The sequence below is a fragment of the Mesorhizobium sp. M0317 genome (assembly GCF_040321555.1).
GTDB lineage: Bacteria > Pseudomonadota > Alphaproteobacteria > Rhizobiales > Rhizobiaceae > Mesorhizobium.
Genome location: NZ_JAMYRV010000038.1, coordinates 15,651 through 30,618 on the forward strand (window position 1 = coordinate 15,651; position 14,968 = coordinate 30,618).

General features: G+C 62.7%; 11 protein-coding genes. All 11 read left to right on the plus strand.

The window, feature by feature from the left end:
- Positions 1-254 precede the first annotated feature (254 nt).
- The 11 genes from NKI88_RS23195 (at position 255) to NKI88_RS23245 (ending at position 14,890) form a co-directional block, all read left to right on the plus strand.
- Complete coding sequence (locus tag NKI88_RS23195) at positions 255-2,744, plus strand: mechanosensitive ion channel family protein (protein WP_352657493.1); 2,490 nt, start codon at positions 255-257, stop codon at positions 2,742-2,744.
- A gap of 145 nt (positions 2,745-2,889) precedes the next feature.
- On the plus strand, positions 2,890-3,153 hold the full coding sequence (locus NKI88_RS23200) for a hypothetical protein (RefSeq protein WP_023670370.1): 264 nt from the start codon (positions 2,890-2,892) through the stop codon (positions 3,151-3,153).
- 206 nt (positions 3,154-3,359) lie between these two features.
- Positions 3,360-4,793, plus strand: coding sequence for a UbiA family prenyltransferase (locus NKI88_RS23205; RefSeq protein ID WP_352657496.1), 1,434 nt, complete (start codon positions 3,360-3,362; stop codon positions 4,791-4,793).
- A 3-nt stretch (positions 4,794-4,796) separates the two neighbouring features.
- Positions 4,797-6,149 (plus strand): FAD-binding oxidoreductase, encoded by a 1,353-nt coding sequence (locus tag NKI88_RS23210; RefSeq protein WP_352657499.1) that lies wholly within the window; start codon positions 4,797-4,799, stop codon positions 6,147-6,149.
- Between the two features lie 124 nt (positions 6,150-6,273).
- Positions 6,274-6,723: an EamA family transporter gene (locus tag NKI88_RS23215; RefSeq protein ID WP_352657502.1), complete on the plus strand. Its 450-nt coding sequence runs from the start codon at positions 6,274-6,276 to the stop codon at positions 6,721-6,723.
- The gene (locus NKI88_RS23220; protein WP_023670374.1) at positions 6,720-7,727 is read left to right on the plus strand and encodes an NAD-dependent epimerase/dehydratase family protein; all 1,008 of its coding nucleotides are present in this window, start codon (positions 6,720-6,722) and stop codon (positions 7,725-7,727) included. Before NKI88_RS23215 ends, NKI88_RS23220 begins: the two co-directional genes overlap by 4 nt.
- A gap of 25 nt (positions 7,728-7,752) precedes the next feature.
- Positions 7,753-9,225, plus strand: coding sequence for an aspartate aminotransferase family protein (locus tag NKI88_RS23225; RefSeq protein ID WP_352657504.1), 1,473 nt, complete (start codon positions 7,753-7,755; stop codon positions 9,223-9,225).
- Positions 9,226-9,259: 34 nt separating this feature from the next.
- On the plus strand, positions 9,260-10,486 hold the full coding sequence (locus NKI88_RS23230; protein WP_352657506.1) for a hypothetical protein: 1,227 nt from the start codon (positions 9,260-9,262) through the stop codon (positions 10,484-10,486).
- On the plus strand, positions 10,483-11,238 hold the full coding sequence (locus NKI88_RS23235; protein WP_352657508.1) for an FkbM family methyltransferase: 756 nt from the start codon (positions 10,483-10,485) through the stop codon (positions 11,236-11,238). Before NKI88_RS23230 ends, NKI88_RS23235 begins: the two co-directional genes overlap by 4 nt.
- Positions 11,239-11,392: 154 nt before the next feature.
- A complete protein-coding gene (locus NKI88_RS23240) occupies positions 11,393-13,954 on the plus strand; it encodes a GcvT family protein (RefSeq protein WP_352657511.1) in 2,562 nt (853 codons plus the stop codon).
- A gap of 90 nt (positions 13,955-14,044) precedes the next feature.
- On the plus strand, positions 14,045-14,890 hold the full coding sequence (locus NKI88_RS23245) for a DUF1194 domain-containing protein (RefSeq protein ID WP_352657514.1): 846 nt from the start codon (positions 14,045-14,047) through the stop codon (positions 14,888-14,890).
- The last annotated feature ends 78 nt before the right edge of the window (positions 14,891-14,968 follow it).

A 14,968-nucleotide genomic window follows, 5' to 3' on the forward strand; every position in this document is an offset into this window, starting at 1 on the left:
TCTATATCTTTGATTTCTAGAGCCGGAAGGTTTCAGGTGGGGCAGACCTGAAACCTTCCGGCTCGGGTGCGATGCGGCAGACTATAGAGCAGGCGGCGGGCGCAAAGCCAAGATTGCGCCATGGCTTTTCGACTGGCCGACTCCCGCAAGGCGCCCAACTGTCATGACTTCGCCACGACTTGCCCCACGGGATGAGCGTCTCTATCAAGGACCGCTTTAGAAGCGGCCTTGCCGCCCTTTGAGTCGCCACCATTATGCTTTTTCGCTTCTTTCGCCTGATCCTGGTCCTCGCGCTCGTTGCCTTGGCGCCGCATTCGTTCGGCGCGATGGCGCAGGGGCTGGGCCAGGCGCCTGCCGGGCTGGTCGCCGACCAGCAGAAAATCCTGCAGGGTTTGACGACGAAAACCGACGCCCTGGAGAAGAAAGTCCAGGAGGACGGCGTCGACGACACCACCCTCGTCGAGATCCGCCTGCAGCTGGAAGAGCTGTCGCGCGGTGCGCTGAACAGCGCGCTGGCGTTCCGGTCGCGGCTGGGGGAGATCAATTCGAGGCTTGAGCAGCTTGGTGCGCCCCCGGCTGCCGGACAGCCGCCTGAACCAGATATCGTGACCGGCGAGCGCCAGGCACTGGCGTCGGAAAAGGCGGAGATCAATGCCGTCATCGCCAACGCGCAGACCCTGTCGATCCGCATCAATTCGTTGATCGAGAGGATCGGCAACATGCGCAGCGCGCTGTTCCGCAACCTGCTTACCAAACGCTATGTGCTGTCCGATGCGCTGAGCCCGCAGGTGTTTTCCGACGCCAGGGACGAATACGCCAATTTTTACAGGGCGGTGTCGTCATGGCTGAGCTTTGCCTTCAAGTTCAAGTTCCAGGCGATGCTCGCGGCGACCCTCATGGCGCTTGCGTTGGCCGCGGTGCTTCTGGTCGGCGGGCGCCGCCTGTTCGGGCGTATCTTTGAGGCCGATCCGTCCGTCGAGGATCCCACCTATCTCAGCCGCCTGTCGGTGGCGTTCTGGTCGACTTTGCTGCCGACGGTAGCGGTCAGCGCGTTCCTCGCTTCGACGGTGTTCCTGTACAACTATTACAATGTGCTGCGCGGCGACATCGGCGACTTCTTCAACGCGCTGGCCCCGGTCATCGCCGGGGTTTTCTGCGTCAACCGCCTGACCAATGCAGCGCTGGCGCCACGGCTGCCGAACTGGCGCCTGATCCAGGTTGAGACCGGCCCGGCGCGCTGGCTGGTGCGGTTGACCACAGCCATGGCGATCGTCCTTGGGGTCAACTATTTCCTATCGGTGGTCAACGATAGTATGGGCTCGCCGCTGTCGCTGACCATCGCCAGAAGCCTTGTCGCCGCCATCATTGTCGGCGTCATCCTGATCCTGATGGCGCTGCTAAGGCCGTACAAGGGCTCCGACGGAAGCTGGAGGCCGTGGCCGGCTTGGCTGCGCTATACCGCCGTCGCGCTCGGCCTGGCCACCATTGTGGCAGCGCTGTTCGGCTATATCGGACTGGCTATTTTCGTTTCGGTCCAAGTCGTTGTCACCGGCACCATCCTGATTACCGCCTATATTGGTTTCCTGTCGGCGCGCGTGATTGGTGAGGAGGGCGGTTTCGCCGGCACGTCGATCGGGCGCTGGCTGAAGACCAATTCCAGCTATGAGGACACCGCGCTCGACCAGCTCGGCCTCGTCGTCAGCGTCGCCATCAACCTGATGATCGTGCTGGTGTTCCTGCCGCTGATCCTGTTGATGTGGGGCTTCCAGCCCGGCGATATCCAGGCCTGGGGCTATAAATTGGCGACAGGCGTCACCGTCGGTTCGGTGACGATTTCGGTCACCGGCATCCTCACCGGCATCGTCGTTTTCATCATCGGCTATTTCCTGACCCGCTGGTTCCAGGGCTGGCTCGACGGCTCGGTAATGGCGCGCGGCAAGGTCGATACCGGCGTGCGCAACTCGATCCGGCTGGCGGTCGGCTATGCCGGCGTCGCGCTCGCTGGGCTCGTCGGCATCTCGGCGGCGGGCATCGATCTCTCCAACCTGGCGCTTGTTGCCGGCGCACTTTCGCTGGGTATCGGCTTTGGCCTGCAGAATGTCGTGTCCAACTTCGTGTCCGGCCTGATCCTGCTCGCCGAGCGGCCGTTCAAGGTCGGCGACTGGATCGTCGCCGGCGACACATCAGGCACGGTCAAGAAGATCAGCGTGCGCGCCACCGAAATCGAGACCTTCCAGCGGCAATCGGTGATCCTGCCCAATTCGAACCTCATCAACAACGCCGTCGGCAACTGGACGCACCGCAACAAGCTCGGACGTGTGGAGATCAAGGTCGGGGTCGCATATGGCAGCGACGTCAAGCGGGTACACGCGGTCCTGCTTGAGATTGCGCGCGGCCATGCGCTGGTGCTGAAGAACCCGGAACCCTTCGTCCTGTTCACCAATTTCGGGCCGGCAGCACTCGAGTTCGAGATCCGCGTGTTCCTGGCCGATGTGCTGAACGGCGCCATCGTTCAGAACGATATCCGCTTTGCCGTTCTCGATGCTTTTGACGCCGAGCACATAGAAATCCCCACGACGCCGCGCGCCGAGGTCAAGGTCAAGCAGACCGACGCATGGCCGATCGACGACGACAAGATCGAGGTCGAGTTCGCCGAGAAGGAGCAGGCGGAGGCCAGAGCCGCCGCCGAGGCGAAGCGGCTGGCCAAAACTGGTCGCAAGGCCCGCAAACCCGATCCCAGCTAAGGCCCCAAGCTCCTCCCAAACCAATTGCGGCATGAATGCGGCATTCAGTTGCGGTTCAGCTTGCATCTCATATAAGCTCACATGCAAAGGCGAGAATGCCTTGCGAAATGCAACAGAGGCGGTGTGGAAACACCGATATTGCAAAATGTGGAAGTCGCTCGTCGTCGCCATCGCTCTTACCGCAGCGAGTGGCTCGGCCTTTGCCGCCAGCGCGGTCAACAAGGATGCTGAGACCCGTACGCTGATCGTGACGGAAGGCGGCGGCAAGACGGAGCTGGCGCTGGCCGCCGGCGAAACCGTGGAATTCTGCCCGAACGGCTGTTTCGTCACCTTGCCCAATGGTGACCTCGAGGCCCTGACCGGCTCGGAAACGGTCGAAATCTCAGGTGGCGTTGCCCGCATCAAGTAAAGTCGGCAAGCAGATGTAGTAAAGGCCGGGCAATGCCCGGCCTTTTATTGTTCGCGGTAGCGATTGCTTAACAATGACGCGGGAAATATCGTGGCGCCTACCGGCTGCAACCGTGCGTTTTAACGTTCAATACGCCGTTCCGCCGCTATACCGGTGCGAAGACGCCGAAACACGGCGCAACCGGTTATGAATAGGGCAGAACGGACATGGATGCGCGGTCGGACAAGAACGCAATCCCGCTTGCGGTCGACCTCGACGGCACGCTGATTGCGACCGATCTTCTTTGGGAAGGCCTGTTCATCCTGCTCAAGAAGAATCCGCTCTATGTTTTCCTGGTCCCGTACTGGCTGGCCGCCGGCCCGGCGCGGCTGAAACAAGCCATCGCCGACCGCATCGATATCGATCCGGCCTCGCTGCCCTATCGCGAAGCGCTGCTGCAGCGGCTGCTCGCCGACCATAGCGACGGACGCAAGATCGTGCTGGCGACCGGTACGCCACGCAAGTTCGCCGAGGCGATCGCGGCGCATCTGGGCGTCTTCGACTATGTGCTGGCGACCGACGGTCCCCACAACATGACCTCGGGCCGCAAGCGCGACGCGCTCATCGCCGCCTATGGCGACGGCGGTTTCGACTATGCCGGCAACAGCCGGCACGACGTCAAGGTTTTCGGAGCCGCACGCAAGGCCATCGTCGTGGCGCCCGACCGCCATGCGAAGCGCTGGCAGGCCGCGCATAGCGCCGAAAGGATGCCGGCGCCGAAAAGGACATTGAAGACATTCGTCAAGATGCTGCGCGTGCATCAGTGGCTGAAGAATTCGCTGATCGCGGTGCCGATGGTGCTGTCGCATGAATACTTCAACATCAACATGATCTGGCAATGCCTGCTGGCGTTCGTCTCCTTCAGCGCCGTGGCTTCCGCCATCTACATTCTCAACGATTTCTTCGACCTTGCGCTCGACCGCAAGCATCCGACCAAACGCAACCGACCTTTCGCCAGCGGCGCTTTGTCGATCCCGTTCGGTCTCGGCGCGATGGCGGTGCTGCTGGCGATCGGCATTGCCGCCGGGCTTCTGTTGCCGATCGAGTTCCTGGGCGTGCTCGCCGGCTATCTGGTGGTGACCACAGCCTATTCGCTGTCGTTCAAGCGCATGCTCCTGGCCGACGTACTGACGCTGGCGGGGCTATACACTGTGCGTGTGCTGGCAGGTGCTGCGGCGACCGGGGTCGAAGTCTCGTTCTGGCTGCTCGCCTTCTCGATTTTCTTCTTCCTGTCGCTGGCGCTGGTGAAGCGCTATGTCGAACTGCGGACCACGGCCATTCCGGTGGGCGAGCGCATTGCCGGCCGCGGCTACCGCATCGAAGACCAGGAGATCGTCGCCCAGGCAGGAATGGCGTCGGCCTTCTCCTCGGCGCTGGTGCTGGCGCTGTACATGGACAGCGTCTCCGTACGCGAACTCTATCCGCATCCCTGGCTGGTCTGGCCGCTGGCGCCGATCGTGCTGTATTTGACCATGCGGGTCTGGATCCTGGCGCGCCGCAACGAGATGAATGACGATCCGGTCATCTTCATCATTCGCGACTGGCGAAGCCAGATCGTCGTGGTGATCGGCGCCGCCCTTCTGGTCGCGGGAGGCTGGTAGGGGATGGCCGGCGAACGGTACCGGAGTTTTGGCCTCGCCACGCCGGCCGCAAAGCGAGCCATCGCGGCCGACGATGCCATCGCGCTGATGCGAAGCGGCAAGGCGACAAAGAACGCTCTGCTCGCCTATGGCAATGGCCGCTCCTACGGTGATTCCTGCCAGAACGGGCCAGGTGCGGTCGTGGACATGCGGCCGCTGAACCGCATCGGCGCCTTCAATGCCGAGACCGGCCTGCTCGAGGCGGAGGCCGGCGTGTTCCTCTCCGATATCATTGCGCACACTGCACCTTACGGTTTCTTTCCGACTGTCGTCCCAGGCACCCAGTTCGTCACCCTTGGCGGCGCGATCGCCAATGACGTCCATGGCAAGAACCATCACCGGCGCGGCACCTTTGGCTGCCATGTCGAGTCGTTCACGCTGCTGCGCTCGGACGGGCGGACCTACACCTGCTCGGCAACCGACAATGCAAGGCTGTTTGCGGCGACGATCGGCGGCATGGGGCTGACCGGCCTGATCCTGTCGGCCTCGATCTGGCTGATGCGGGTGCATTCGCTCGATATCGCCGAGAAGGTAACGCGGTTTGCCGATCTCGGCGAATTCTTCGAACTGGCCGAGGCCGCCGACCAGGCCAATGAATATGCCGTCGCCTGGATCGACCAGCTTGCCGGCGGCCATGGCCGCGGACGCGGCCTGTTGTTGACAGGCAATCATGCCGAGTATGGCTCGCATGCGGCGTCTCGCGCCGGCTCCCGTTTTTCAGTGCCGTTCCAGCCGCCGTTCAATGTGCTCAACCGGCCGTTCCTCACCGCCTTCAACGCCGCCTATCGGTGGAAGAAGGGGAGCTCGCCGGGGCCGAGCCAAACCGGCTACCAGGGCTTTTTCTTTCCGCTTGATGGTGTCGGCGACTGGAATCGGCTGTATGGCCCGAAAGGTCTCTACCAGCACCAGAGCGTGGTGCCGGAAAATGTCGCGCGTCAGACCGTGCCGGCGCTGCTCGACGCGGCGCGTCGGGCCGGGCAGGGCTCTTTCCTCACCGTGTTGAAGCGCTTCGGCTCGATCCGCTCGCCGGGGCTGCTGTCCTTTCCGCGGCCAGGCTTCACGTTGACGCTGGATTTCCCCAATCGCGGCGACAGGACGCTGGCCCTGCTCAGCGAACTCGACCGCATCACGGTCGCGGCCGGCGGCGCGGTCAACCCGTACAAGGATGCGCGCATGGGCGCTGATACTTTCGCGGCCTCCTTCCCGAATTGGCAGCGGCTTGAAGCGCTGCGCGACCCGGCGTTCGTGTCCAGTTTCTGGCTGCGGACGGCGAAAAAGCTCAACGTCCGGCCAGGGCGTGTCGAGGCAGCTGAATAGGTACAATCCGAATAAGTCATGGTGAATAGATCGTAAGTTCCCTGGTTTACTCAAAGCATTGTCGTGACTTCACGAAATGTTTGCAGGTTAGTAATAGGACCGTTGCGAGTGGCGGGTGCAAAATATGAAATACATCGTCTTCATTCTGTTCACGGTCATGACCAATGCCGCCGCGCAGCTGATGCTGAAGCAAGGCATGATGTCGCTCGGTCCCATTTCGTTCGAAGGCACCAATCCGCTGTTGAAGCTGTTGCAGGTCGTTTTCAGCCCATGGGTGTTTCTCGGCCTGTGCACCTTCGTCATCTCGATGGCTTCGCATCTCTATGTGCTGTCCAAGGTCGAGCTCAGCTTTGCGTATCCGTTCCTCAGCCTTGCCTATGTCGCGGTTGCGATCTTCGCCTATTTCATCTTCCGCGAGGACCTCAATGCCTGGCGCATTGCAGGCATCGCCTTCATCTGCGTCGGCACCGTGCTGATTGCGCAAAGCGGTCGAGACTTGGGCGGGCGCGGGCATGACGACCAAACCGCTTCCATCATCCCCGACAAGATCCAGACAAACGAGATCGTTCGATGAGACATGTTATTTTCGGCGGCGACGGCTTCGTCGGCCGTCATCTTGCCCCGAAGCTTGTGGCCGATGGTGAAGAGGTTGTCGTTGCCGACATCGTCAAGAGCGACCTGACGCACTATCGCAACGTTCGCTTCGTCACCTGCGATGTCACGGATACGGCCTCGGTGGCCAACATCGGATTGAAGGCCGACGACATGATCTACAACCTGTCGGCCAAAATGCTGTCGCCGATCCAGGTGCGGGCCAAGCGTCACGACTTCTTCTTTCCGGTGAATTTCCACGGCACCGAACACATCATGCAGGCGATGGACAAGGCCGGCGCGTCCAAGCTCGTCCACTACACCACCGACATGATCTACGGCCACACGGTCACCCAGCCGATGACCGAGGAACATCCGGTCGCGCCGCTCGGCGAATATGGCTGGTCGAAGCAGAAGACCGAGGAGCTCGCCGCTCAATGGCGCAAGCGCGGCATGTCGATCTCGCTGTTTCGCCCGCGCCTGATCATCGGTCCCGGCCGGCTCGGGATCCTGGAAAAGCTGTTCAAACTGATCGACTGGAATTTTCCTGTGCCGATGATCGGCTCGGGCAAGAACCCCTATCAGTTCATCTCGGTGTTCGATTGCGCGGAAGCTGCCCGCTCGGCCTGGAAGGCAGGCGTGCCCAACCAGGCCTATAATCTGGGCTCCCTCAATCCGCCGCCGGTGAAGAAATTGCTGGGCGACCTGATCAAGCATGCCGGCTCGAAATCGCTGCTGATCCCGACGCCGGGCTGGGCGGTCAAGCGCACCCTCGACCTGCTCGATCTCATGAACATGCCGATCATGGATCCCGAACAATATCTGATCGCCGATGAGGAGTGCGTGCTCGACGTATCCAAGGCCGAGCGCCAGCTCGGCTGGGTGCCGCAATATCGCGACGAGGACATGCTGATCGCCGCCTACAGCGAATACCGCGCCAAGAAAGACGGGCTTGCCGTCACCGCCAATCATGTCCCCGCCGAATAAGTGGGACGACCAGGAGAACTCCGAAATGACCGTCATGGCCAAGCCTGAGCAGACGAACGCGCGCACCATCGTCGGCGCGCCGGCGTTGTCGCCTACCGCCATCGCCAAGCCCGACCTGATCAGCGTCGAGCAGGCGAAGGCGATGGATGTCGCGCGCATGACCGACTTGTTCAAGGCGCATCTCAATCCGGGCCAGCTGCATTTCATGAAGCTGCTCGGCTTCCACAAGATCAAGATCGAGCGTGCCGAAGGCATGTTCTACATCGACCAGAACGGCCGCAAGATTCTCGACTTCTTCGGCGGCTTCGGTTCGCTGGCCTTCGGCCACAACCATCCGCGCATCCTGGAGGCCCGGCGCAAATTCCAGGAGGAGAAGCGCCAGGAAATCGCCATCGCCTTCATGTCGCAATATGCATCGGCCCTTGCGCACAACATCGCCAAATGCTCGCCCGGCGATCTCGACATGGTGTTTCTGGGCTCGTCGGGTTCGGAAGCGATGGAAGCGGCGGTGAAGCTCGCCGAGCGCGCCGCCGGGCCGAAGCGGCCGAAGGTGGTCTATGCCGAGAATTCCTTCCACGGCAAGACCAAGGGCGTGCTCGGCATCACCGACGGCCAGCTCTACCGCGCGGACTTCAAGATGGCTGAGAACACCGTGCGCATTCCGTTCGCCGATATCGAAGCGGTCGAGCGGCTGTTCCGCTCCGACCCGGAGGTCGGCGTCATAGTGCTCGAGACCATCCAGGGCGGCGGCGGCATCATCCAGGCAGAGGCGCAATATTGGCAGAAGCTGCGAGCGCTCTGCGACCAGTATGGCGTGCTGTGGGTGGCGGACGAAGTGCAGTGCGGCTATGGCCGCTCGGGACGGTTCTATGCCTTCGAGCATTATGGCGTCGTGCCCGATGTGACGGCGCTGGCGAAATCGCTCGGCGCCGGCAAGGCGGCGGTCGGCGCGATGATCGCCCGGCGCGAGGTCTATATGAAGGCCTATGGCACGCCGAAGACGGCGATGATCCATGCCATGGCCACCTTCGGCGGCATGGGCGAGGCCTGCGTCACCGCGATCGAGGGTATCAACGTGCTCTATGACGAGGGGCTGATCGACAACGCCGCCTCTACCGGCGACTATCTGCTGCAGCGCCTGCAGGCGCTGAAGGAGAAGTACCCGAAGATCATCAAGGATGTGCGCGGCAAAGGCTTTATGGTCGGGCTCGAGTTCCACGACTTCTCGCAGACCTTGCCGATGGTGCTACGTCCGATCGTCAGCGTCCTCGACGACAAGCTGAAGGGCTCGCTGTCGGGCTTCGTCGGCGCGCTGTTGCTGCGCGACTATGACGTGCTCGTCGCCTTCACCGAATACAATCGCAACGTTATCCGTCTCGAGCCGCCGCTGATCTGCCAGCGCGAGCATGTCGACCGTTTCGTCGATGCTTTCGATAGCCTGCTGTCGCGCGGCATTGTGGGAATCGTGAAGGATTTCGTCAAAAGCCAGGTCCGTTAAAAGAAGTCCGTTGAGCGAAGTCCTGAGTCCGACAATGCTGAGCAAGTCTCCCGCCCCGCAAACCACACTCGACCGGCTGACCCCGGCCGCTCTCGCGTGGGGCGAGGGGACTTATGCGCGATGGGCGGCTCCGGTCGGCGCGATCGCGTTTTCGCTCTATATCCTGCTGACGGCGTTCATGGCCTGGACGATGCCCGACGCCAATTGGGACATGCTGCCTTATCTCGCCGTCGCCGAGGAGGGCGCTTATCCCGATGCGCAGGCATTGCATGACTACGCCTACAGCACGGTCCAGGCCGGCGTGTCGGCCGCCGACTACAAGGCGCTGACCGACGACGGCGGCGGTTTCCGCAGCCACATGGCTGAAAATGCCGCCGACTTCCATTCGCTGCTCGGCATGTACCGGATCAAGTTTCTCTATGCCGAGATGCTGTCGACGATGAGTTCGGTGATGTCGCCGGTCGAGGCGATGCGGGTGCTGCAGGTGGTCTCGGTGCTGCTGTTCGGGATGATCACGCTGCTTTGGCTGCGAACCGAAGGCGCGCTTGCGCTGGCGCCTGTGGTCGGCGCGGTGCTGATCATGGCCGATTTCGGCGATGCCGCACGCGCCTCGACCCCGGATCTGTTGTGCTCGGCGCTGTTCCTCGGCGGGCTGCTTGCCTATGTGCGCGGCCGCGAGGCAGCGACCGCTGTCCTGCTTTTCCTGGCCTTCATGGCGCGGCCGGACAACATCGTATTCCTGGCCATTTTCGCCGTGCTGCTGCTGGTCTTCCGGCAGCGGGCGTGGGGCGCGCTGGCCGGCTTTGCCGCGTCCTTCGTCGCCTATTTCGCGATTTCGCACTGGGCGCAGCATCCCGGCTGGTGGCCGCATCTGTGGTTCTCCAGCATCGAGCAGCACTACAATATGGATGGCTTCGAGCCGCCGTTCTCGGTTGGCGCCTATCTCAAGGCGTTTGCCGCATCCTTCATTCGCGCCATCAGCATCAACAGCTGGGTCGGGGTCTCGGTTCTGGCGCTGGCCGCGTGGTTTGCGCTCGGCCGCGCCGGCTTCCGGCTCGATCGTCGCGCCGGCATCCTGCTTGCAGCACTGGTGCTTGGCGTGCTGGCGAAATTCACCGTCTTTCCGATCCACGACACCCGCATCTACTTCCCGAACCTTCTGCCGCCCTACCTTTTGCTTGTCGGCCCGGTCATGGCGCTGTGGGCGTCGGCAAGCCTGAATGGAAGGCGGCCCATCGCCATACCTGGAGATAAGCCATGAGTTCCATTTCCGGGCTGGCGCGCATCGCCCTTTCACTCGGCCTGCCCGCCGGCCTGCTCGATCGCGGGCCGGCGTTGCGCGGCACGAAATTCCTGGCCAAGGCGGCGCTGAAGGCGCGGTTTGGCGGTGGGCAAGCCTTCCAGATGGTCAATGTCGGCGCTTGCGACGGCGCGCTGTTCGACGACGTCACGCCGTGGCTGCACCGCATTCCGCGGGCGCGGGCCGTGCTGGTCGAGCCGATCCCGTACAATCAGAAGCGGTTGCGCGCCAACTATCCCGACACGGAACGCTTCGTCGTCGAACCGGTCGCGGTGACAAAAACCAAAGGCACGATCACCGTCCACACTTTCGATGCCGCGGCACTCGAGGCCGGCACGCTGCCGGTCGAGTTCATCGGCTGCTCATCGGTCACCAACACCAATCTGATGTCGGGCAAGAATGCCTGGGGCGAGGCCGACGCCAATTTCAACAAGTTCGCGCCGCACCTCAGGGATATCGAGGTGCCGTCGGAAACGCTGCAGACGCTGCTCGACCGCAACGGCATCACGCATATCGACGCCTTCCTGGTCGATTGCGAAGGCGCCGACTGGATCGTCTTCGAACAGCTCGATCTCAAGCGCTATCGTCCGGGCATGATCAAGGTCGAGGTCGGCGCGCTGCCGGCTGCCGAAATCGGCCAGGTCGTGGTCAAGCTGAAGACATCAGGCTACCAGGTCGGCTTCCAGGCCGAGGACATCTGGGCCTTCGCCTGAGATAGATCGCCACTGGCGGCACGCCGGGTCGCCGGGTCGCGTCGCATCTGCGACGTGTCGCAAACAGGCGGTAGCTCCATCCACGTCCTCTGCATATTGTGCGCCATTCGAACGGGCGCGGACACGCCCGCTTTATCCCCTTGGAGTCGCGGCAATGGCAGAGTTTCCGAAACAGGCGAAGGTCGTCATCGTCGGCCTGGGTGGCATTGTCGGCGCATCGATCGCCCATCATCTGATCGAACGCGGCTGGACCGACATTGTCGGCATCGACAAGTCGGGCATCCCGACCGATATCGGCTCGACCGCGCACGCCTCGGACTTCTGCTACACCACCAGCCATGATTTCCTGTCCTGCTGGACGACGCTCTACTCCATCGATTTCTACGAGAAGATGGGCCACTACGCCCGCATTGGCGGCCTCGAAGTGGCGCGCGTCGGCGATGACAGTCGCATGGACGAGATCAAGCGCAAGATCGCCTCGGCCAAATCCTTCGGCACCCGCGCCCGGCTGATCGAACCGGCCGAGATCAAGGAAAAATTCCCGCTGATCGAAGAGTCCATGGTGCAGGGCGGCCTGTGGGATCCGGACGCCGGCCTGGTCATCCCGCGCTCGCAGACTGTCGCCGGCAAGCTGGTCGACCAGGCGGAAGCGTCGGGCAAGTTGAAGTCCTTCGCCAACACGCCGGCCAAATCTCTCATCGTCGAGGAGGGCCGCATCAAGGGCGTCGTCACCGACCGCGGCACGATCATGGCCGATTATGTCATCGTCTGCGCCGGCATCTGGGGCCGGCTGATCGCCGAGATGGTCGGCGAAGACCTGCCGGTCATGCCGATCGACCATCCGCTGACGTTCTTCGGTCCCTACAATGAGTTTGCCGGCACGGGCAAGGAGATCGGCTGGCCGCTGCTGCGCGACCAGGGTAATTCGGCCTATATGCGCGACACCGGCGACCCCAGGACCGCCGAGGGCGGGCAGATCGAATGGGGTTATTACGAAGAGACCAATCCGCGCCTCTGCCATCCGCGCGATTTGCTGGAAAAGGATCAGGCGCGGCTGTCGCCGTCGCAGCGCGATCTCGACATGGAGCAGATCCTGGCGCCGCTTGAGCGCGCCATGGAGCTGACGCCGATCCTGGGCGAACTCGGCTACAATGAAAGCCATTCCTTCAACGGCCTGTTGCAGGTGACCGCCGATGGCGGCCCGTCCATGGGCGAGAGCCAGAAGGTGAGGGGCCTCTGGTACGCCGTCGCCATCTGGGTCAAGGACGGCCCCGGCATGGGCAAGCTGATCGCCGACTGGATGACGGACGGCCGCACGGAAATCGACCATCACGCCATCGACTATGCGCGCTTCTATCCGCACCAGACGAAAGAGCAGTTCATCTGGGATCGCTGCACCGAGACGGCGATGAAGGTCTACAATCCGGCGGTGCATCCGCGCGAGCCGTTCTCCAAAGGCCGCAACATCCGCCGCTCGCCGTTCTGGGAGCGCGAGAAGGAGCTTGGCGGTTACTTCATGGAGCTGGGCGGTTGGGAGCGCGCGCATGGCTATGCCGCCAACGAGCATCTGCTGGAGAAGTATGGCAACCGGGTTCCCGTACGTGAGAACGAATGGGACAACCGCCATTTCTGGCGGGTGTCCAATGCCGAGCACCTGGCGGTGAGCGAGGATTGCGGCATCGTCAACCTCTCGCATTTCTCGATGTACGACATCGAAGGGCCGGACCATGTCGCGCTGCTGGAGTGGCTGTGCGCGGCCAAGATTGGTGGCGACAACAATATCGGCAAGGGTATCTACACCCACTTCCTCGACGAGGAAGGCATGGTGCGCGCCGACTTCACCGTCATCCGCATGGCCGACCGCTGCCGTCTGATCGACGGCGCCGACGCCGGTCCGCGCGACTTCCGCTACATGCAGCGCACCGCGCAGGACAAAGGCTTTGACGTCACCATCACCGACGTGACGGAAAAATACGTCACCATCGGCATCTGGGGACCGAACGCGCGGGCGACGCTGCAGAAAGTGGTCGAAAATCCGGATGGTCTCTCGCTCGAGAACTTCCCCTTCGCGGCGATCAAGCCGGTCAGGATCGGCGGCAAGGACGTCACCGCCTTCCGCATCTCTTATGTCGGCGAGCAGGGCTGGGAACTGCATATGCGTTACGAAGACGGCCTGGCCGTTTGGGACGCGCTGCGCTCGACCGGGGTCATGCCGTTCGGCGTCGAGACCTATGCCAACACCCGGCGCATGGAAAAGAGCCTGCGCCTGCAGAACGCCGACCTGTTGACCGAGTACAATCTGCTCGAGGCCGACCTTGCCCGACCGAAGGTCAAGGAGAACGATTTCTGCGGCAAGGCAAAACATGTCGAATACCGCGCCCGCGAGCACCAGCCGGCGATCCTGTGCACGCTGGTGATGACGGAAAACGTCGATTCGAAGGGTGTTGCCCGCTATCCCGTCGGCACCATGCCGGTGATGGATCCGAAGACCGGCGAGACGCTGGTCGACGAACTCGGCCGCCGCTCCTTCACCACATCGATGGCCTACGGCCCGACCATCGGCAAGAACATCGGCCTCGCCTATCTGCCCTGGGCCCATGCCCAGGAGGGCCGCAAGTTTGCCATCGAATATTTCGGCGAGACCTACCCGGTCGAGGTGGCTGCCGTCGGCTACAAGCCGCTCTACGATCCAGAGAATCTGAAGCCGAGGAGTTGAGCTTCATCGGTTCCAACCAACATATCGAAAAGCCGGCACCTCGCCGGGCTTTTTGCTTTGTCAGCAGCCGGTTTTCGCTTACCTTCGGGTATGTCTGCTTTTTCTTGCGCACGACATTTCCTTTCAGGCAGCGCCGCGCTGGCGCTGGGGCTCTGGCTGGTGCCGCCGGTTCAAGCCGCCGAGCCGGTCGACGTCGAGCTGGTGCTGGCCGTCGACGTGTCGCTGTCGATGTCGCCGGGCGAACTTGAAATCCAGCGTCACGGCTATGCTGCTGCGCTGACGCACGACAATGTTCTGCAGGCCATCGCCGATGGCGCCTACGGCAAGGTCGCCGTCACCTATGTCGAATGGGCGGGAGCGACCACGCAGCAGGTCGTCGTGCCGTGGACGGTGATCGCCAGCCGGGCCGATGCCGAGCGGGTGGCCGCGCAGCTTTCCGCCCATCCGCCGGCCAGCGCCCGGCGCACCTCGATTTCCGGCGCGCTGGAATTCGGCAGCGATCTGTTCGCCGAAAGCGGTTTTCAGGGGACAAAGCGCGTCATCGATATTTCCGGCGACGGGCCCAACAACCAGGGCGCGCCCGTCGACATCACCCGCGACGCGGTGGTCAAGCAAGGCATCATCATCAACGGCCTGCCGCTGATGACGCGCGGCGGGTTCAGCGGCGCCTATGACGTCAACAATCTCGACCGCTACTACAGCGACTGCGTCATCGGCGGTCCCGGATCCTTCATGATCCCGGTCAATGACTGGACGCAGTTTCCCGAAGCCATCCGCCGCAAGCTGGTGCTGGAGCTGGCCGGCGCCGCTTCGCCGCAACGGGCGCGCGAGGAGGCCGGGCATCCGCCGGTGGTGCTGGCGCAGGACCGGCCGACCGACTGCCAGGTCGGCGAAAAGATGTGGCGCGACCGCAGCTGGATGTTCGATGCCCGTTAGCGTTCGCATCATCACGCTGCCGTGAAGGGCCGGTTTCATTGACAAGCCCATGGGCGTCTGTGACACAATTCGGCATCC